This is a genomic window from Streptomyces venezuelae, assembly GCF_008642335.1.
GTDB lineage: Bacteria > Actinomycetota > Actinomycetes > Streptomycetales > Streptomycetaceae > Streptomyces > Streptomyces venezuelae_F.
In genome coordinates, this window is record NZ_CP029191.1 from 4,675,444 (window position 1) to 4,694,643 (window position 19,200).

Annotated in this window: 16 protein-coding genes and 1 pseudogene; 7 read left to right on the forward strand and 10 right to left on the reverse strand. The window is 71.4% G+C overall.

All coding sequences use genetic code 11. From position 1 onward, the window contains the following. Positions 1–45 precede the first annotated feature (45 nt). Entirely contained in the window at positions 46–1,251 is a 1,206-nt protein-coding gene (locus DEJ49_RS21235; RefSeq protein ID WP_150185620.1) for a lipase family protein, read from the reverse strand. A gap of 188 nt (positions 1,252–1,439) precedes the next feature. Here DEJ49_RS21235 and DEJ49_RS21240 point away from each other — a divergent pair, with 188 nt between their 5' ends. Together DEJ49_RS21240 and DEJ49_RS36460 are read left to right on the forward strand one after the other, a co-directional pair. Continuing rightward, positions 1,440–1,949 carry a hypothetical protein gene (locus DEJ49_RS21240; protein WP_150185622.1) on the forward strand — a complete coding sequence of 170 codons (510 nt, stop codon included), beginning with the start codon at positions 1,440–1,442 and terminating at the stop codon, positions 1,947–1,949. A 273-nt stretch (positions 1,950–2,222) separates the two neighbouring features. Continuing rightward, a pseudogene (locus DEJ49_RS36460) lies at positions 2,223–2,516 on the forward strand (tetratricopeptide repeat protein); the annotation flags it as partial. Positions 2,517–2,953: 437 nt separating this feature from the next. Here the strand turns inward: DEJ49_RS36460 and DEJ49_RS21250 are convergent. Continuing rightward, the gene (locus DEJ49_RS21250; protein WP_150185626.1) at positions 2,954–4,105 is read right to left on the reverse strand and encodes an AraC family transcriptional regulator; all 1,152 of its coding nucleotides are present in this window, start codon (positions 4,103–4,105) and stop codon (positions 2,954–2,956) included. Between the two features lie 128 nt (positions 4,106–4,233). Here DEJ49_RS21250 and DEJ49_RS21255 point away from each other — a divergent pair, with 128 nt between their 5' ends. Continuing rightward, complete coding sequence (locus DEJ49_RS21255) at positions 4,234–6,030, forward strand: AMP-dependent synthetase/ligase (protein WP_150185628.1); 1,797 nt, start codon at positions 4,234–4,236, stop codon at positions 6,028–6,030. A gap of 12 nt (positions 6,031–6,042) precedes the next feature. Here DEJ49_RS21255 and DEJ49_RS21260 read toward each other — a convergent pair whose 3' ends face one another. Both DEJ49_RS21260 and DEJ49_RS21265 read right to left on the reverse strand, forming a co-directional pair. After that, positions 6,043–6,357 (reverse strand): AzlD domain-containing protein, encoded by a 315-nt coding sequence (locus DEJ49_RS21260; RefSeq protein ID WP_150185629.1) that lies wholly within the window; start codon positions 6,355–6,357, stop codon positions 6,043–6,045. Continuing rightward, the gene (locus DEJ49_RS21265; RefSeq protein WP_150185631.1) at positions 6,354–7,127 is read right to left on the reverse strand and encodes an AzlC family ABC transporter permease; all 774 of its coding nucleotides are present in this window, start codon (positions 7,125–7,127) and stop codon (positions 6,354–6,356) included. Before DEJ49_RS21265 ends, DEJ49_RS21260 begins: the two co-directional genes overlap by 4 nt. A gap of 96 nt (positions 7,128–7,223) precedes the next feature. Between DEJ49_RS21265 and DEJ49_RS21270 the strand changes: the two genes are divergently transcribed. Then, a complete protein-coding gene (locus tag DEJ49_RS21270) occupies positions 7,224–7,793 on the forward strand; it encodes a helix-turn-helix domain-containing protein (protein ID WP_150185633.1) in 570 nt (189 codons plus the stop codon). A 122-nt stretch (positions 7,794–7,915) separates the two neighbouring features. Here DEJ49_RS21270 and DEJ49_RS21275 read toward each other — a convergent pair whose 3' ends face one another. Further along, positions 7,916–8,119 carry a cold-shock protein gene (locus DEJ49_RS21275; protein WP_006138897.1) on the reverse strand — a complete coding sequence of 68 codons (204 nt, stop codon included), beginning with the start codon at positions 8,117–8,119 and terminating at the stop codon, positions 7,916–7,918. Between the two features lie 354 nt (positions 8,120–8,473). Here DEJ49_RS21275 and DEJ49_RS21280 point away from each other — a divergent pair, with 354 nt between their 5' ends. Beyond that, positions 8,474–9,310, forward strand: coding sequence for a menaquinone biosynthetic enzyme MqnA/MqnD family protein (locus DEJ49_RS21280; RefSeq protein ID WP_263398829.1), 837 nt, complete (start codon positions 8,474–8,476; stop codon positions 9,308–9,310). A 206-nt stretch (positions 9,311–9,516) separates the two neighbouring features. Then, positions 9,517–11,142: a protein kinase domain-containing protein gene (locus tag DEJ49_RS21285; RefSeq protein WP_150185635.1), complete on the forward strand. Its 1,626-nt coding sequence runs from the start codon at positions 9,517–9,519 to the stop codon at positions 11,140–11,142. Here DEJ49_RS21285 and DEJ49_RS21290 read toward each other — a convergent pair. Then, positions 11,114–11,737 (reverse strand): hypothetical protein, encoded by a 624-nt coding sequence (locus tag DEJ49_RS21290; RefSeq protein WP_150185637.1) that lies wholly within the window; start codon positions 11,735–11,737, stop codon positions 11,114–11,116. The genes DEJ49_RS21285 and DEJ49_RS21290 overlap by 29 nt on opposite strands. Before the next feature lie 31 nt (positions 11,738–11,768). Then, positions 11,769–16,553: an FtsK/SpoIIIE domain-containing protein gene (locus DEJ49_RS21295; protein ID WP_150185639.1), complete on the reverse strand. Its 4,785-nt coding sequence runs from the start codon at positions 16,551–16,553 to the stop codon at positions 11,769–11,771. Between the two features lie 315 nt (positions 16,554–16,868). Here DEJ49_RS21295 and DEJ49_RS21300 point away from each other — a divergent pair, with 315 nt between their 5' ends. Beyond that, complete coding sequence (locus tag DEJ49_RS21300) at positions 16,869–17,168, forward strand: WXG100 family type VII secretion target (protein ID WP_150185642.1); 300 nt, start codon at positions 16,869–16,871, stop codon at positions 17,166–17,168. 170 nt (positions 17,169–17,338) lie between these two features. Here the strand turns inward: DEJ49_RS21300 and DEJ49_RS21305 are convergent, their stop codons facing one another. The 3 genes from DEJ49_RS21305 to DEJ49_RS21315 are packed head-to-tail and all read right to left on the reverse strand — an operon-like array spanning position 17,339 to position 19,193. Beyond that, entirely contained in the window at positions 17,339–17,908 is a 570-nt protein-coding gene (locus DEJ49_RS21305; RefSeq protein WP_150185644.1) for a hypothetical protein, read from the reverse strand. Further along, a complete protein-coding gene (locus DEJ49_RS21310) occupies positions 17,905–18,609 on the reverse strand; it encodes a hypothetical protein (RefSeq protein WP_150185646.1) in 705 nt (234 codons plus the stop codon). The genes DEJ49_RS21305 and DEJ49_RS21310 overlap by 4 nt, the downstream gene beginning before the upstream one ends. Then, the gene (locus tag DEJ49_RS21315) at positions 18,609–19,193 is read right to left on the reverse strand and encodes a hypothetical protein (RefSeq protein WP_223832931.1); all 585 of its coding nucleotides are present in this window, start codon (positions 19,191–19,193) and stop codon (positions 18,609–18,611) included. Before DEJ49_RS21315 ends, DEJ49_RS21310 begins: the two co-directional genes overlap by 1 nt. Positions 19,194–19,200 lie beyond the last annotated feature (7 nt).

Below are 19,200 nucleotides of genomic sequence, written 5' to 3' on the forward strand. Positions count from 1 at the left end.
TCTTTTTACGCCCGGTCGTGCCGCGCGGGTCCCGAAACCCGCCCCTCAGCAGTTGCCGCGTGCCACCTTCCCCGCGAAGCGGTCCGCCAGCCACTGGGCCGCGTAGGGCGAGTGTGTGATCACGGCGCTGACGTGGTCGCCGGCGGGTACCGTGTGCCACTCGACGTTCGCGCCCTGGGCGCACCAGTCCGCGCGGACCTTCCGGCCCACGGCGTACGGGATGAGTTCGTCGGCGAACGCGTGGTACTGGTACACGGGCGCGTCCGGCCTGGCACCGCCGACCCGGGACTCGGTCAGGCGCTGCTTCCAGTCGGGCTGTTCCAGGGGGTTCTTCGTCGTCATGGACGCGATCGTCTTGAACGAGCCGAGCACCGAGCCGTCCGCCACGCAGGATTCGCGCAGGGCGCCGATGAGCTTCTTGCCCTCGGGGTTGAGGTAGGAGTCGAGCTTCAGCTCGGGGAAGGCCGCGTTCTGGCCGATCGCCGCCATGAAGATGAGGCCCGAGCCGTACAGGCCGTCGTTGAACTTCGCGACCTTCAGCAGGTCACCGGGTACGCCGCCGGTCGCCGTGCCCTTGACGTCGAGTTCGGGGGCGTACGTGCCGTGCAGCTCGGCCGCCCACGACGACGCCTGGCCGCCCTGCGAGTACCCCATGATGCCGACCGGTGTGTCCCTGCCGAGCCCCGCAGCGGGCAGCCGGATCGCGGCGCGGGCCGCGTCCAGCATGGCCTGGCCCTCGGCGCGGCCCACGGTGTACGTGTGGTCGCCCGGCGTGCCGAGGCCTTCGTAGTCGGTGACGGCCACCGCCCAGCCGCGCAGGGTGAGCTGCTGGATGAGGTTGCCCTCCAGGGTGGTGCCCTGGGGGAAGCCCGCGCTGGGCGCGCAGCGGTCGGCGACCCCGACGGTCCCCACGGCGTACGTGATCAGGGGGCGGGGGCCCTTCCTGCCGTCCTGGGGCACGATGACCGTGCCGGACACGGTGTTCGGCTCGCCCGTGGCGGTGGTCGAGCGGTAGTGGATCTTCCAGGCCTTGGTGTTGGTCGGCTGGTTGGGGAGCGGGTGGAAGCTGCTCGGCTCGGAGGACACGATGTCGCCGGGGGAGTCGGCGGCGGAGGCGGTCGAGGGGGCCGCGGGGGTGGTCGTGGGGGTGCCGGTGGGCGCGGTGGCGTGTGCCGCGGTGAGCGGGGTGATGGCCGACAGGCCGAGCGCGGCCACCACGGCCCACGCTCGGACGCTGGTACGTGTGTGCATGCGGCTCTCCCAACTTTCCTCAGGGGCAGGGGTGTTCTGTCAACGACCGTAGAGAGCGGCGGGTAATCGCCGGGATGACCGGGACGCTCACCTTCGTTGACCTCGGCTCGCAGGTATCCAGGCCGCCGCCTCGGCGCTACGTTCCCAGAGGGGGAGCCGCGGGGCTCGGAGCGATGGGGGTGTGGCGCATGCGGGACGCCATGACGGCACCGGTGGCGGCGGAGGGCACGGCCGCCGTCGTGCGGGCCGCGGGGACGGGGGCGGGGCGGAGGCGGGGCGGGGCCGTGCGGGGACAGGTGGCCCGGCGGTTCGACCGCGACGACCCGGGGTGCGAGCGGGCCCGCCCGAACGGGACGGACGCCGACCTCACGGGGGCGGAGGACGACCTGACGCGGCGGTGGTGCGGCGACGACCAGACCTCCCGGCGCACGCGCTCCGCACTCGCGCTCGACGCCCTGGAAGACCCGGACGACGGCGTACGCCGGGCGCCCGCCGACGGCCCGCGGAGGCGCGCGAAGGACCTGCGACCCACCCTCGCGCCGGGCGGCCCCATCATCGGAAACCTGACGGCACCCGGCCTCGGCGGCCGGGCCGTCCTCGGCCCCGTCGTGCACCACGGCGGCTCGATCACCATCGGCGAGATGCACGGGGACCTGCGTCCGGACCGCCCTTCCCCGCCGGATCCGGCCGAGGGCTGAGCGGACCGGCGGGCACCAGGCCGTTCACACGGCACAGCCCGCACACCGTCGGAGCGCTGCCCCAGGAGCCGAGCAGCTCCCAGGCCCGCGGCGTGGGCAGACGCCTCGCACGCCGCCCCCCGCACCCCCCACTTGCCGCATCACATCGACCACACCCCCGGGGTCCCCCATCAGGCCCTACGCGTCCACCAACTGGTCCAGCGCAGCATCCGCGGACGGCAACCGCGCACCGGAAACAGCACTCCACCACCCGACCCCGAACGGAGCACCGCCATGTCGGAAGAGACCAGCCAGTCGCGGCCCGCTCGTCTGGAGCAGGCCCTCGCCTGTTTCTACGAGGCGCGCGGTCTGACCGACCCGGAGGAGTCGCCGGGCGTCTACGGGATCATCCTGCACGACATCGCCGACACCTACCGCGACGCCCACGACCTCAAGGAGGCCGTCGAGCACTTCCGGCAGGCGGTCTCGTACAAGCAGCAGGCCGACAATCCGAGCGACCTCGCCACGACGATGACGGCGCTCGCCAACACGCTGGTCTCGATGGGCGAGCGGACCGAGGCGCGGGACGTCCTCGAACAGCTCTCCGCGGAGGTGCCGAAGATCGGGAACACCGAGCGGCGGGCCGCCGTCCTGCACAACATGGCCCTCACCTACGAGGAGTTGGGCCGCATGGGCGTCGAGCGGGCCTACGCCGACGCCGTGTCCGCCTGCCGGGCGGTGCTCGCCCTGATCGACGGCGCATCCGACCCGGGCTGGTACGCGTCCGTGCTCAAGGACATGGGCGACGTCTACGACGCGCAGGACATGCTGCCGCAGGCCCACGCCGCGTACGAGGAGGCCGTCCGCTACACCCGCCGCATGGAGTCCACGTCCGCCTCGCTCATCACCGTCCTGATCGCCCTCGGCCGCACCAGCAGGCGGCTCGGCAAGCAGGAGGGGGAGACGACGGTGTCCGGGGACGGCGGCGCGGCGGTCAACGGCGCGCGCCTCGACGCCGCGCGGTCTCAGCCGCGCGAGGCCTCCGCGGAGACCCCGTCGGACGCGCCCCCACCGCCGCAGGGCCCGCCGCCGCAGGGCCCGCCACCGGAAGGCCCGCCGCCCGAGGCCGAGGCAGAGGCGTCCGGCGAGGAGTCGTAGGAACAAGAGGCAGACGGGCGTTCCGTCTCCGTGCGGTACGCCCCCGGCGTCGTGCCCGTCCAGCGGCGGAACGCCCGGTGGAACGCCGTGTCCTCGGAGAACCCGAGCCGCGCCGCGAGCTCCGCGATCGGCTCGTGGCCCTCCACCAGCCCCGCGATCGCCGCGTCACGCCGCACCGCGTCCTTCAGCTGCTGGTACGACGTGGACTCCTGGGCGAGCCTGCGGCGCAGCGTCGCCGGGCTCACCGCGAGGCGGGCCGCGATCTCGCCGAGTGAGGGCAGCCGCGGCGAGGAGCGCAGGGCGCGGGCGAGGACGCGGCGCACCTGCTCGGCGACCGTCGTGCCGTACTCGCGGCGGCTGAGGAGTTCGAAGGGGGCCCGGCGCAACATCTCGTCCAGCGCGTCCTCGTCCCTGACGAGCGGCGCGTCCAGCCAGTGCGGCGCGAATCCCGCGCCGGTCCGCTCGGCGCCGAACCGCACGGGGCACCCGAAGAGCAGCTCGTACTCGTCCTTGTGCGGAGGCGGCGGGTGCCCGAACTCGGCCCAGCGCAGCGGAATGCGGCGCCCGATCAGCCAGCTGCACAGCCGGTGCCAGATGATGACGAGGCACTCGGCGAGGAAGTAGTCCTGTTCCAGGTCACTGCGCACACCGAACACGGCGTCCCCGCCGCGCCGTTCGAGGACGAGATCGGGCCCGCCCGGGAACAGGCCGTAGAACGTCGCCCCCCGCTCCACCGCCGCGCCCAGATCACGGCAGCCCAGCGCGGCCTGGCACATCATCGCGAACGTCCCCGGCCTGCTGACGGCGGAGCCGAGCCCAAGGAACTCGTCCTGCGTCGCGCGGTACAGCTCACGGAAGAGCCGGGCGAACTGGGGCGCCGTGACCCGCGCCCGGTCGTCCCCGAGGAGCAGCGGCGGTATCTGCGCTCCCCGCAGCAGCGGCACCGTGTCCACGCCGTGCCGCTCGGCGCCGCGCAGCACGGCCCGTACGTGGTGCACGGTGATCGTCCGCCTCGCCATGCCACGACGTTAGCGCCGGGAGGCCCGCCCCAGAACACCGCGGTCCGAGAACGGCTGAGCGCCCCGGCCAGTGGTGCTGACGTTTCCCGTCATCCCCGGGGCCGTGCGGGCTCCCTAGCGTCGTACGCATGCAGCAGACGCGGAAGGACCCGACAGAGCCGCCGCCCGAACTGCCGCGCACCCTCGCGCTCCTGGCCGAGTGGGTGGCGGAGCGCCACACCGAGCTGCCCGCCCTGCGCTTCCGGCGCGACGGGCAGTGGGCCGAGATGTCGTACGAGCGACTCCGCGACGCCGCACGCCGCGTGGGGCGGCAGCTGCTCGCGCTCGGGGTTCCGCCGGGCGGCCGCGTCGCGGTCCTGGCCGAGACGCGGCCCGAGTGGACCTGCACGCATTTCGGCGTCCTCGCGGCGGGCGCCGTCGTGGTGCCGGTCTATCCGACGGCCGGGGACGACGAGGTCGCGTGGGTCCTGTCGGACTCGGGCGCGGAGGTCGTGATCTGCGAGGACGCGGCGCAGGCGGCGAAGGTGGAACGGCTGCGGGACCGGCTCCCCGGGCTGCGCCACGTGCTCCGCATGACGGAGATGCCGGACGCACTCGGCGATCCGAACGATCTGGCTGATCTGAACGATCTGGACGCGCTCCTGGAGCGTACGACCGGGTGCCGGCCCACGGACCTCGCCACCATCATCTACACGTCAGGCACCACGGGACCGCCCAAGGGCTGTCTGCTCACGCACGGCAATTTGCTCGCCGTGCAGGAGGCCACCCTCCCGCTCGTGGACGGCGGCCCCGGCGAGTCCACGTACCTCTATCTGCCGCTCGCCCACCTCCTCGCCCAGCTCATCGAGTTCACGACGCTCATCGCGGGCGGCACGCTCACCTACTTCGGCGGACGCATCGAGGACGTCGTATCCGAACTCGCCGAGGCGCGGCCCACGCATCTGCCGTCCGTGCCGCGGCTGTTCGAGAAGGTGCGGTCCGTGGTGCTGTCCCTCGCCGAGGCGGAGGAGGGCGGGCGCGAACGGTTCGACGAGGCCGTCCGCATCGGCGTCCTCGCCGCCGACGGTGCCCTGCCCGACGAGCTGCGGGACGCGTACGAAGCGGCCGACAAGGCGCTCTACGGCCTGGTCAGGCAGGCGCTGGGCGGCCGGGTCCGGTGGGCGCTGACGGGCGGGGCGCCCATCGCGCCGGACACCGTCGACTTCCTGCGGGCCTGCGGCATCGCGTTCTACGAGGGGTACGGGATGACGGAGTCGGCGGGCGTCCTCACCCTCAACCACCCGGGGTCGGTGCGGTACGGGACGGTCGGCAGGCCCGTCGACGGCGTGGAGCTGCGCATCGCCGACGCCGGGGAGATCCTGGCCCGGGGCGCCATGGTCTTCCCCGGCTACCACAACAACCCCGAGGCCACCCGCGACGTCCTCGACGCCGACGGCTGGCTGCACACGGGCGACCTGGGCGCGCTCGACGAGGACGGGTTCCTCACGATCACCGGCCGTAAGAAGGATCTCATCATCACGTCCGGCGGCAAGAACCTCACCCCCGCCCTGACCGAACTCGCCATCCAGACCTCACGGTTCGTCTCCCGCGCCGTGATGGTCGGCGACCACCGGCCCTACCCGGTCGCCCTCGTCACACTGGACACGGAGGAGGTCACGGGCTGGGCGGCACGCGAGGGCGTGACTCTGACCGTCCCGGCCTCCCGCGATCCGCGCGTGCGCGCCCTGGTCCAGGAGGCCGTGGACGCCGCCAACGCCACGGCCTCGCGGCCCGCCCGCATCCGCGACTTCACCGTCCTCGACGAGGACTTCACGGTGGCGGACGGTCTGCTCACACCGAGCCTGAAGGTGCGCAGGAAGGCGGTGACGGAGCGGTACGCGGAGGAGGTGGAGGAGCTGTACGAGCGGGGGCGCGGGCCCCAGTAGGGGCATCGACGGCTACTGCACCCCGGCCAGCCGCAGCAGCGCCGTCGTCGCCGCCGCGCCCACCACGACCACGGCGAACGGCGCCCTGCGCCAGGCGAGCACCCCGCCGGCCAGCACCCCGGCGGGCCTCGCCCACCCCGCGAAGGCCTGCCCCTCGGTGAGCGCACCGGTGGCGAGCAGCGCGACGAGCAGCACGGTGGCGCCGACGGTCAGCAGTTCCTGGAAGCGGGCGGGGAGTTCCACGCGCCCGTGCAGGACGGGACCGGCGAGCCGGAAGACGTACGTTCCCGCGGCCAGGGCGAGGACGCAGGCGAGCGTGGCGTTCATGAGGCGCTCCTTGAGGAGGCGGTACGGCCCGTACGGGGACGGCGCGGTCCGCGGCGGGCCGCGAGCAGCCCCAGGAGGGCGAGGAGTACGGGCACGCCCGCGGGCAGCAGCGGCGCGGCGACCACCGCGACGACCGCGCCGGCGGCCGAGGCCCGCCGTGCCGCGCTGTCACCGCGCAGGGCGGGCAGCACCAGCGCGAGCAGCACCGCGGGGAACGCGGCGTCGAGCCCGAACCGGTCGGTGTCGCCGAGAGCGGACCCGGCGAGGGCGCCCGCGAGCACGGAGAGGTTCCACGCGACGAACAGGCCGACGCCGGATATCCAGAACGCCGCCTTGCGCTGCCTGCGGCCCTCCTGGGCGAGGACGAACGCGGCGGTCTCGTCGGTGACGAGGTGGGCGCCGATGAGCCGCGCGGTCCAGGACCGGCCGAGGTCGTCGGCGAGTGCGAGACTGAACGCGGCCGTACGGGAGTTGAGCAGCAGCCCGGTCGCGGCGGCGGCCACGGGTCCGCCGCCCGCGGTCAGGACGCCGACCGCGCTGAACTGGGCGGAGCCCGCGTACACGAGCAGCGACATGAGGACCGGCACCCACACGGGCAGCCCTCCGCCGACGGCGATGGCGCCGAAGGAGACGCCGACGACGGCGTCGGCGAGCCAGACGAGGGCGATGTCGCGCAGGACGCCGGGCGGCAGGTCGGAGAAGCGGACGAGGCCGGCGGACCCCTCGCCCGTTCGGCAGGACGGGTCATCTGTTCGGTGTGGCGAACGCATGCGTCGTAGGATGGGCGCAGGGGATCACGTTCGTCAAGCCGAACGATCGGTCCCCTCTGCCGAACGTACGGGGAAGAGGGCGAGGAGAAGCAGCCGATGACCGACGGGTCCGAGGGATCCCGCATGCCGCGCGAGTGGGTGGCAGCGGCGCTGCGCCGTGAGCGCACCAGGGCGGGGCTCTCCCTCTCCGAGCTGGCCAAGCGCGCGGGCATCGCGAAGTCCACGCTGTCCCAGCTGGAGGCGGCCACGGGCAACCCCGGCATCGAGACGCTCTGGGCGCTGGCCGTCGCGCTCGGCGTGCCGTTCAGTGTGCTCGTGGAGTCGCCGGCGCCCGCGGTGACGGTGATCCGCTCGGGCGAGGGTCCGACCATGCACGCGGAGAACTCCTCGTACGCGGGCACGCTGCTCTCGGCGGGCCCGACGGGCGTCCGCCGCGACATCTACCACGGCGCGCTGGAGCCCGGCGCCCCCCGCGAGTCCGACGCGCACATCCCGGGTTCGGTGGAACACCTGGTCATCAGCACGGGCCGCCTCCTGGCGGGCCCCCGCGACGCAACGGTGGAACTGTCCCCCGGCGACTACATGTCGTACCGCGGCGACGTCCCCCACTCCTACGAGGCCCTGGAACCGAACACGACGTTCGTCATGATCATGCAGCACACCTGACAAAAGGCAGGAGCCCCGTCTTCCCCGCTTGCGCGGGGGAGCGGGGCTCCTTGGGTACTGCTATCAATCTCCGGATCTGGTCACCGGAGCAACCACACGCCCCACTCGCGTGGGGCGCCCGATTACATCGGGGTGACGTTCTCCGCCTGCGGGCCCTTCGGACCCTGCGTCACGTCGAAGGAAACGGCCTGGTTCTCCTCGAGGGAGCGGAAGCCGTTCGCGTTGATCGCGGAGTAGTGGACGAAGACGTCCGGGCCGCCGCCTTCCTGGGCAATGAAGCCAAAGCCCTTTTCAGCGTTGAACCACTTCACGGTTCCGGTAGCCATAAGCCCTCCTTGGGCCAAAGGGTTGCCCTGCTCCAGAACCAGCGATTGTTTAAACAACTGCATAAGTCTGAAAACGACGAGAGCCCGCGGAGTTACATGCTCCGCAGGCTCTGTACTGCAAGGGAAACCAAACTGCAACTTGCGGCGAGCTTAGCACGCAGGCAGGGGAATGCAATAGGGGGCAAGATCACGTCACCCGGAGGTTTGACACGTCCCCCAGTGGGGTTGACGGGGCGCGTCCCGGCCCCGGCGCCCCGACCGTACCGCAAGGGGGCTAGCCTCGCCGATGTGGACAATTCTCCCCTGAACGCCTTCGCGGGGGCAGGCGCCGAACAGCCGCACGACTCCCGTCGCATTCCCCGGCCGCGCGTCGGTCACATCCAGTTCCTCAACTGCATGCCCCTGTACTGGGGCCTCGCGCGGACCGGGACCCTCCTCGACTTCGAGCTCACCAAGGACACTCCCGAGAAGCTCAGCGAGCAGCTGGTCAGGGGCGAGCTGGACATCGCGCCGGTCACCCTCGTCGAGTTCCTGAAGAACGCCGACGACCTCGTCGCCTTCCCCGACCTCGCCGTCGGCTGCGACGGCCCCGTCATGTCGTGCGTGATCGTCTCGCAGGTGCCGCTGGACCAGCTGGACGGCGCCCGCGTCGCGCTCGGCTCGACGTCCCGCACCTCCGTGCGGCTCGCGCAGCTGCTCCTCGCCGAGCGGCACGGCGTGCGGCCCGACTACTACACGTGCCCGCCCGACCTGGGGCTGATGATGCGGGAGGCGGACGCCGCCGTCCTCATCGGCGACGCGGCGCTCCGCGCGAACCTCATCGACGGACCGCGCCTCGGCCTGGACGTGTACGACCTCGGGGAGATGTGGAAGGAGTGGACGGGCCTGCCGTTCGTCTTCGCCGTCTGGGCGGCGCGGCGCGACTACGCGACGCGCGAGCCGGAGGTCGTCCGCGCGGTGCACAAGGCGTTCCTCTCCTCCCGTGACCTCTCCCTGGAGGAGGTCGGCAAGGTCGCGGAGCAGGCCGCGCGCTGGGAGTCCTTCGACGCCGGAGTCCTGGAGCGGTACTTCACGACCCTCGACTTCCGCTTCGGCGGCGAGCAGCTGGCGGGCGTGACCGAGTTCGCCCGTCGGGTCGGCCCGACGACGGGCTTTCCCGCGGACGTGCGGGTGGCGCTCCTGGAGCCGTAATCGGGAATTCGCCGCCCACGTTCCCATTCCGGCCGCCCCGGAATAGCGCTGCCGTCGCAATAGTTCTTTGCGTCCGAATTGAGTAAGGCCGGCACCGTGCGGCCGGCCCTCTTCCAATAACTATGGGGACGGCTCGCGCACTACGCTGATCCGCGGTGCCGAGGTGCGCGAGGTGTCCGGCGCCGTGCCTGGGGGAGGCCAACGTCATGCATCCGCTCGAAGCCGACGAACCCACCGCGATCGGGCCCTACCGGCTGCTCGGCCGGCTCGGCTCCGGCGGCATGGGCCGGGTCTATCTGGGCCGCAGCGCGGGCGGCCGCACCGTCGCGGTCAAGGTCGTGCACCCGCACTTCGCGCTCGACGAGGAGTTCCGCGCGCGCTTCCGCCGCGAGGTCGACGCGGCCCGGCGGGTCGGCGGCGACTGGACGGCGCCCGTCCTGGACGCGGACCCGGACGCGTCCGTCCCGTGGGTCGCCACGGGGTACGCGGCAGGGCCCTCGCTCACCGAGGCGGTACGGGACGGCGGGCCGCTGCCCGAGCACTCCGTACGCGTCCTCGGCGCGGGCCTCGCCGAGGCGCTGGCACACGTGCACGGCCTGGGACTCGTCCACCGCGACGTGAAGCCGTCGAACGTCCTGCTCACCCTCGACGGCCCCCGCCTCATCGACTTCGGCATCGCACGCGCCACCGACGGCACCGCCTCCCTCACCTCCACCGGCGTCTCCATCGGCTCGCCCGGCTACATGTCGCCCGAGCAGATCCTCGGCAAGGGCGTGACAGGCGCAGCGGACGTCTTCTCGCTGGGAGCGGTCCTGGTGTACGCGGCGACGGGGGAGTCACCCTTCCCCGGCGACTCGTCGGCGGCCCTGCTCTACAAGGTCGTCCACGAGGAGCCCGAACTGGGCGCGCTGCGCGGCGACTTGCGCGACCTCGCGGCCGCCTGCCTGGCCAAGGACGCGGCCGCGCGCCCCGCCCCCGCCGAACTCGCCCGCCGTCTCGCCCCGCAGGGTGCGGCCCCGCTGGTGGCGGCGGGCTGGCTGCCGGGCCCGGTGGTGGAACGGGTGAGCCGGAGCGCGGTGCGGCTCCTCGACCTGGACACGGGGGCGGGGGCGGCGCCCGCTCCGCAGGACGCGCCCTCGGGCCCGGTGGCGTTCAACTCCCCATCGGTGGGCGGTTCGTTCGGCCCCCCGGACCCGTCGTACGCGCCTGCGCCGCCCCCACCCTCCGTGCCCCCCTCCGCCGCGCCCGGCAAGTTCTCCGTCTCCGTGGCCGCGACCTCCGTGCCCGAGGGCGCGAACGGGCGCGGCCGCAGGGTGAGTTGTACGGTCGCGCTCGCCGTGGCCGGAGCGCTGGCGGCCGTCACGGTCGGCTCGGTGTTCGTCCTCGGGATGCTGCGGCAGGACGACGACTATTCGGGAGCCGGTCAGCCGCCGGTGTCGTCCGGCAAGCCGAGCGCCCCGGGGGACTCCGCGGCCTCGGGCAAGGTTCCCGAGGCCTACCTCGGCACCTGGCGCGGCGACGCCGACGCGAGCGACGGGCGGGTCCCCCTCGGCACGTTCACGGTCACCCTGCGCCAGGCGAAGCCGGGGGGCCGGCTCGGCACGGTCCTGCAGCGTGACCCGATCGGCAACACGTGCAAGGACGTCCTCACCCTCAAGTCCGTCAAGAAGAAGGAGGTCGTGGCGGTCGGCAAGGGTGCGGAGGGCAACGGCGGCCAGTGCGCGCAGACACCCCACACGGTCCACCTGCGCCTGGACGGCAAGTCCCTCGTCTACACGTCGGACGACCCCGACGCGGGCGATCCTAGGGCGCGGCTGTCCCGGGTGGAGTGAGGGCGGCGCGGCGCCGCTTCACGTACCGGTGCACGAGCCAGCCGCCCGCCACCGCGCAGAAGACGGCAGCCGCGACGCCCGGCAGCCACAGGTAGGGGTACTGCTCGTGCACCCAGCAGGGCTCGCCGTGCGCGAAGCACTCCGGGCCGCGGCGGCGTCGCTTGGGCCTGGTCGCCCCGAAGCAGAGCAGGAGCAGCAGGCAGGTCAGCGCCACGCCGGGAAGGGCGGCTGCCGCCCATCCAGCCGACCGCACCGGTTCCTTCTTCCGGTTCGCCCGCGTCAGCGGCACGATGATCGCCGCGACGGCGGGCGGGGCGAGGAGCCCGATGGTGATCGCGAAGCCGTAGCCGCCGCCGGGCCAGCCGGGCGCGACCTCGCCCCACAGCGTCTCGCCCCAGGCCAGGTCCGCCAGGCCGAAGAGGACGGCCACGGCGAGGACGGCCAGGAACATCAGGATCCCGAAGCCCCAGCTGACCCGCTCCCCCTCCTCCGCCCCCTTCTTCTTCCGCTCCCCCGACCGGCCCGAGGTCCGCGCCCCGGGCACATGCTCGTACCGCAGCGCGGGCCCCGCCGCGCGCCGCCGGGAACTCCCCACGACGGCCTCCTCGTTTCCGTCAGGACATCCGCTACAGCGGAGTCGTCACCGTGGCGATCTCGCCCGTGCCGAGGTGCAGCATGCCCTTGCCCGGCGCCACCGGGCCGCCGACCATGCTCCGCGAGATCCGCAGCCCGATGAGCTCGCCGCTGGAGCTGTCCTGCGGCGAGAGCAGAATGCCGCGCCGCCCCTTCTTCGCGTCGACCTGCCACCCGGAGAACCCGCTGCAGACGTCCTCCTCGTCGCCGGCGATGACCATCGCGAGGCCCAGGTCGGTGCCGCGCTGGATGATCCGCTTGAAGTGGCTCGCCGCGTCCGCGTCCTCGAGGATCTCGGCGTCGTCGATGAGGACGACGACCGGGTCGTCCGTCGACGCGTCCGCCTCGTCGATGAGCTCCTCGAACTCGTCCTCGTCGATGTCGTCCCCGGTGAACACCTTCAGGACGCCCTCCGTGCCTTCCAGCGCACGCAGCGGCGACTGGCGCGGGGCGGCGACGATGAGACGTACACCCTGCGTACGGAACGAACGCGCCATGTTCATCAGGACCGTCGACCGTCCCGACTTGGCCGGGCCCGCGATGACGAACGCGGGCACGCCCTCCGCCAGGTCGGGCCCATGGCCCATGACCTCGTCGCCGCCGATGCCCACCAGCGCCCACAGCCTGGAGCGCGAGGCGTCCGGGTCGCGCAGCTCCCACGCCTCCTCGAAGGTGATACGGCTCGGCAGCGTGTCGACGCGGAACGGACGGCGGTGGCGCGGCACGTCCGCGTCGCGGGCCGCGGCCCGCTCGCCGATCGCGGAGATCGCCGCGGCCTGACCCTGACCCGTGGAGTCCTCGGAGAGCAGCGCGAACTGCGTCTCCGTGCCGCTCTCGTTCCTGAAGGCGCGGCCCGGCGCGATCTCCTCGGGGACCTTGCGGGCCGGGATGCCGAGCATGGAGAAGTCGGAGCGGTCGGCGAGGCGCAGGCCGTACTTGTCCTCGGTGAGGGAGGAGATGCGGCCGACCAGGAGCTGGCGGTCACCCGTCAGCACCATGTGCAGGCCGACGCTCGCGCCCTCCCGCATCATCGTCGTGATCTCGTCGGTGAGCGAGCCGTGGTCGATCTCGCCGAGCGTGGGCAGCCAGCCCTCCCAGCGGTCGAGGAGCACGACGATGTGCGGCAGCCGCTCGTCCTCGGCGGCGTCGGCCCGCTGCTCGCCGATGTCCGCGTACCCCTTGTCGGCCAACAGGTCCTGGCGGCGCGTGAGTTCGCCCTTGAGGCGGTTGATGAGGCGTACGACACGCTCGGTCTGGTTGCGGCCGACGACGGCGCCGCAGTGCGGCAGCCGGGTCAGCGCGTTGAGCGCGCCGTTGCCGCAGTCGATGCCGTAGAGGTGCACGTCGGCGCTGGAGTGGGTGCGGGCGAGGGAGCCCGCGATGGTCCGCAGGACCTGCGAGCGGCCGGAGCGCGGGGCGCCGCCGATCATCAGGTGGCCGAAGTGCGCGAAGTCCACGACGACGGGGCGGCGCGCCTGGTCGGCGGGGAGGTCCTCGATGCCGTACGGGGCGGGCGTGAGCGCGCCGGGGGCCGTGCGGGGCGCCGGGGCGGGGATCTCGTCGAGCAGCAGGGTCTCGCCGAGCGCGGGCAGCCACGGGCTGTGCTGGGCGGGGATGCCGAGGATCCTGTTGGCCTCGATGACCTCGTCGACGAGGACCTTCAGGTCGGTGATCTCCTCCTCCTCGCGGGCCTGCGCCTTCGGCTTCACGAGCGCGGCGCGGCCGAGGGCCGCCCAGTCCAGCGAGTCGACCCAGGGCGCGAGCAGCGCCGGATCGGCGGCGCCGGGGCGGCGGCCACCGACGCGGCCCGACTGGAAGGGCACCAGCGAGGCGTGCCCGAGACGCACGTACGCCCGTCCCGGGGTGTTCTTGGAGATGTGCCCGGCCTCGGGGGAGTCGATGACGTCGCTGGACTCGCCGCCGTCCGTCACGCGCAGCGCGATGCGGAGGTTGGTGTTGGCGCGGATCTCGGGCGACACGACACCGGAGGGCCGCTGCGTGGCGAGGAGCAGGTGAATGCCCAGCGAACGACCACGCTGAGCGATGTTGACCAGACCCGTCACGAAGTCGGGCAGGTCGCGCACCATGGAGGCGAACTCGTCGATGACGATGAGGAGTCGCGGCACGGGCGCGTGCGACGGGTCGCGCCGCACGAGGTCCTGGTAGTCCTCGATGTCCTTGGCGTCGGCGTCGGCGAGGATGTGCTCACGCCGCTTCAGTTCGGCGCCGAGCGATTCGAGTGCCCTCTCCACGAGGTGCGCGTCGAGGTCGGTGACCATGCCGACGGTGTGCGGCAGCTTCACACAGTCCTTGAACGCCGACCCGCCCTTGTAGTCGACGAGGACGAAGGTCATGTTCTCGGGCGTATTGGCGACGGCGAGCGCGGCCACGATGGTCTGCAGCAGCTCCGACTTACCGGAACCGGTGGTACCGGCGATGAGGCCGTGCGGTCCGTCCTTGCGCATGTCGATGCCGAAGGGCCCGTCGTACGACTCACCGATGACAGCCATCGTCGACTGCCCGCCCGCCTGCCACCGCGCCGTGATCGCCCCCGCCGTCGGCGGCTCCAGCTGCAGTACGTCGAGCAGCCGGCTGGACGCGGGCAGCGCGGAGTCCTCGGTCTCGCCGCTGATGTCGCGCAGCGGCGACACGGAGCGGGCGAGGCGCAGGCACCAGGCGGGCGTCACGAAGTCGGGCCGTACGTCGAGGAGCCGCTCGGCGCCGCTCATCTCGACGCGCAGCCGCAGCTCGCGCGGGCCGCCGGTCTGCTGCGGGTCGGGCGCGGTGGTGTGCCAGGCCTGGAAGGAGGGGAAGCCACCGGGGGCGTGCTGGGGCATGGCGGGCCCGTGGGGCGCGCTCTGCGGCGCCCCGCCGCGCGCATACGCGTTCGGGTCCGCCCCCGTCCCCGTCCCCGTCTTCGGCTCGGCGACCACGAAGGCCTGGCACTCACCGGGCAGGAACCGTTCTTCGGTGTCGAGGCAGAGCGCGTACATGTGCACGGCGGGCCCCTCGCGCAGCAGCCGCACCACACCGGGCAGCGACCGCAGCCGCCGCGACCCGTCCCACACCACGACGATGTCGGGATCGGAGAAGTTGGCCCCTTGGCTCTTGTTGTCCTCGACGGCCTTGACCCTCGCGTCGAGGATCTGGGTCAGCTCACCTATGCGGGCGCCGACGGTCTCGGCGTCCGTCCCGATGAGTACGTTGATGTCCTGGCCGCCGGAGGGCCGGGCGTGCGGCAGCCACCGCACCCAGTCCCAGCTCTCCTTGGACGTGGCCTCGGTCAGCACGTAGAACTGCACGTCCATGGGGCTGTGCAGGGTCGCGGTCTGCGCGACGGCCCAGCGCCCGAGCGCGGTGGCGGAGTCGTCGGGCCCCGCGATGCCGATGACACCGAGCCCCTTCAGCGGCAGCGCGACGGGCGCGTCCTCGATCTTCCACGTCACCTGCCGCCGGTGGTCGTCCTTCTCCGGGTCGTCGAGGACGACCTCGGAGGGCAGCTGCCCGGTCCCGAAGCGCAGCAGCAGATGGTCACCGTCGGTCCGCCGTCGCTCCCACAACCGCGTACGGGGCCCGGTGGCGAGGGCGAGCACGGAGGCGGGATCGGGCACGGCGTTACGCCGGTCGATCCGCTCGACCACCAGCGCGTCCTGCGCGTCCCGCTCGATCCGAGCCTTGGTCTCCTTGTACTCCTTGACCTGCTTGGCATGGGACTTGCGCCCGTGCTTCTTGTCCATGAAGTAGTTGCCGAACAGCATGATGGGACTGAGCCCCGCCATGATCAGGTAGTACCAGCGATTGAAGATCATCGCTGCGACGACGGCACCGACCAGCGGAAACAGTGCCATCAGCCACGGCAGCGGCCGCGCCTCGAACTCACGGGGCGGACTGGGCAGCCGAAAGGCGGTCTGCCGCTCGGGCGGCCGCAGCCGCGGAGGCCGGTTGTAGTCGAGCCCGGCACCGTCCTCGGACCACTTGAGGGCGGCGTTGGGAGGCGTATAGCGGACGAGCTCAAGCAGCGTATTGCCCACCGCGATCTGAGCCCCGAGCGGCCAAGCAACGGTATCGAGCCGCCCGTTGCTCCCCTTCGCCCCCTTGAGCAGCTTCGCCCGAGCCTCCTTGCGCTCCTTCCACTCCTTGCGCGCCTGCCGCTCCCGCTTCTCCCGTGCCTTGCGCTCCTTCTTGGACTCGCCTTCGAGGGGCGGCCCGGCCTCGACCGGCTCGTCCTCCTCCTTCTCCACCCCGAAGGGCGCACCGTCGAGAGTGACCCCCTCCTTCTCCTCGGGGGTTCCGTGGAGGGTGGCCTGGCAGGTGCCGTCGGTTGCGACTGACAACGTCAGGGCGCGGGCGGGCAGCTCCGGATCGTCGACACGGATGTACGAGGCGGGCCCGCTGCCGATGTCGTACCGCCCGATCCCGAGCCGGTGCACGGCGCCGGCGGCCGCCCCGCTCACGACGCGCAGCTCGACGAGCCCGGACGGCTCGCCGGGCAGGCACCCGGCGGGATCGTTGAGACTGACGACGGCACCTTCGCGCAGCGGCGAGGTGACGACGGTGGCGGAGGGGTCGACGGCGTACCCGTCCACGTAGATGACCGGCGCGCCACCGCCGGGCGCCTGCTGCCCGTGCCCGATCGGAATGATCTGCGCACCGCTGTGGCCGACCTGCCGGGCCAGTTCCACCGCGATGTCCTGCACGGTGGACTCGGGATCGGCGTCGAGAACCACGTCGGCGGAGTTCCCGCCGAACGGATCGACGACGGTCAGAGTCAGGCGCACGATCGTCCTCCCCGGAGCTGAACAATGCGCCTGACGATATCCGCTCCCCCCTTCCCACAGGCAACGCCCCGTACCCACCCGCACCCCGGAACCCCCCGCGCCACACGGCCCCTCCCTTCACATTTCTTCACATCTCTTCGCCCTCGGTTCTTCACATCGCTTCGCAGTCGCTCATAGCAGAGCTGTGACTGAACCGGGCTGCAATCCCTTCCGCCTCACCCGTAAGCTGCTGGCGCAAGAGCGGAAGATCACACCATCCGCGTTACGGGAGCCACGGGGGTTGGCCCTGCGGCGAGTTGATTGGGAGAGAGCCTCATGGCCAAGGACCTTGATGTCACATATCAGGACATGCGAGACGCGGCCAAGCATGTGGTCAAGGAGAAGGACAAGCTCAACGAGAAGCTGGACGGCCTGAAGAAGTACATCAAGCACCTCGTCGAGACGGGCTTCGTCACGAAGAGCGCGTCGAAGGCGTTCGACGAGAACTTCGACGAATTCGTCGAGGGCGCGAAGAAGACGATCGACGGCCTCGACGGCATGGGCGACTACCTGACCAACGCCGCGGACAAGTACGAGCAGATCGACGACGAGCTGGGCAAGGCTGCGCGCAAGTAACTGCGCTTGCCGCCGGCGGCGGGGCGACGGAGAACGCGTCGCCCCGCCCTGGCGTTGCGTCAGCCATCGCTCACCGTTTCGCTTCCCTCTTGGCGCAGCCGCGAGGCGTCACTTTGAAACGTGAAACGGTCGCACAACTCGGCTGCACCGGCTGTCCGCTGCGCCGTCCGTCACAGCCAGCGCACCGAATGCGCGATGGCCTCGCACAGTTCGCCCATAGGGCTTTTGATGCCGCTTATGGGGACGCTGAATGCCAGCAGCAGGTACCCCATCTCGCCCGGCACCTGGACGTAGAGGTCGATCGTGGTCGCCGTGGTGACGCGAATCGTCTCCCCGGCAGGCAGACTGATGACCGCGACTTCGGCTTTGTCGCCTTTGCGTTCGGCGAGTGTGGACGCAAAGTCCCGCGGAGCGGCGTAGAGGTCTCCGGGCATCGGCAGCAGAGACACCAACAAGGTCGCCGGTGTCGACACCACCGTGGTCGTTTCCGACTTGAGGAAGAGTTCCAGAGATCCATGCGACGCCCCGCTTTCCGCGGTGTTGCGCAAGGTGGACCACAGGCTTTGCCGCGCCTCCGCGGACATGCTGCGTTTCACGGCCTGCTGATCGACGAACGTCTTCAACTGAGAGCGCCAGCGATCGAGCGTGAGGTCGATGCGGAACCAGTCGCGGGGGACCAGCAGCCGGTAGTCCTCGGGCGGTTCAGTGCGTGCGGCCGACGGGTCGGTGGACGCGGTCACCCGTCGATCTCCAGCAGCCTGCCGTGGGTGTCCATCGGGTTGCCGACCGGATCGAACAGCGTGAGGCTCTTTGCGACCCCCGCGAACATCGAGGAGAAGACGTCCCACCCTTCCTGGGTCGGGGTGGTCATTTCCAGAACGACTGCGGTGCCGTTGAACAACGGTACTTGTACGTTGATGAACGACGTCCAGAACGGTTCATCGCGCCCAGACGGGGCAAGGGCAGCTTCGATGACCGCTTGACGCGTGCCAACCCACGACACAGCTGGACCGCAGGGCAGAAGGATCTCGTCCACATCGCCATGCCCCAGGGCGCGCAACGCCTTCACGGTGCTTTGCACCGGACTGAGACGGGCCTCCTCGGCCAGGTCGACGAGCGAGAGGTTCACATTTGCGGTGCAGCGAGTGCCGTCGACTTCGGTGATGACGAATCCCGCATACTGCACACCGGTTTCCACCAACTCGTCATACGTGGCGATGCACATGGCCGCCCACTGGTACTGCATGTCGGCGGTGCCTTTGGGAATGATCTCCTTGGCGAGCTCAATCAACTGGTCAGCGAGGTCCTCGATGGAATCCGCTTCCGTGGGGAGTTCGAAGAAGCCCTCGGGCATGACCCAACGGACGTTGACGAGTGCTCCGTCGGTACCGGTCGATATCTCGGAGGTAGTGGACACCTCGTCGGACGCCCCCACGTTCATCAAAACCTGTTCCTGTCCGGCAGTTCGAGTTCCTCGGCCTCCGCGTGGAAATTGGCGGCGAAGGGATAGGGGCCGTAGTGCGGGTAGAAGGCAGGCACGTCACCGCCGTTCTCGGCGGCGATGTGCATAATCTTGCGATAGGCGGCCGCCCTGGCGCGGACCTTCTGCCTCGGTCGGTTGCCCCACTGCCGGATGAGCGTGCCGACGAAGAACACGACGAGGCACGCGATGACGGCACCCGCGCCTGCGTAGAAGAGGGATTTGTTGCGGTCGGACTCCCAGTACTGGGCGTACGCTCCCCAGTAAGCGAAGGTGCCGAAGAGAATCAACGCAGTGGGCCAGGCGAGACGCTTTCCGGCATTGTGCAGCTGCGTCTCGTCGATGTGGCGCAGCCGCAGCATCTTCAGGACCGCTTCGTCGTCAAAGAAGTCGAACTGCAGCCTGCTGCCTTCGGTCCGGGCGGCCTCCGTGGCTGCTGGTACCGCAGCGATCACATCGCCGGGCACCATCTTTCTGATGATGCCTTCACGCGCCCTGTACTCCCACGGTCCAGGATCGCGATCTTTGTCTTCGTCGGTCGACACGAGAACC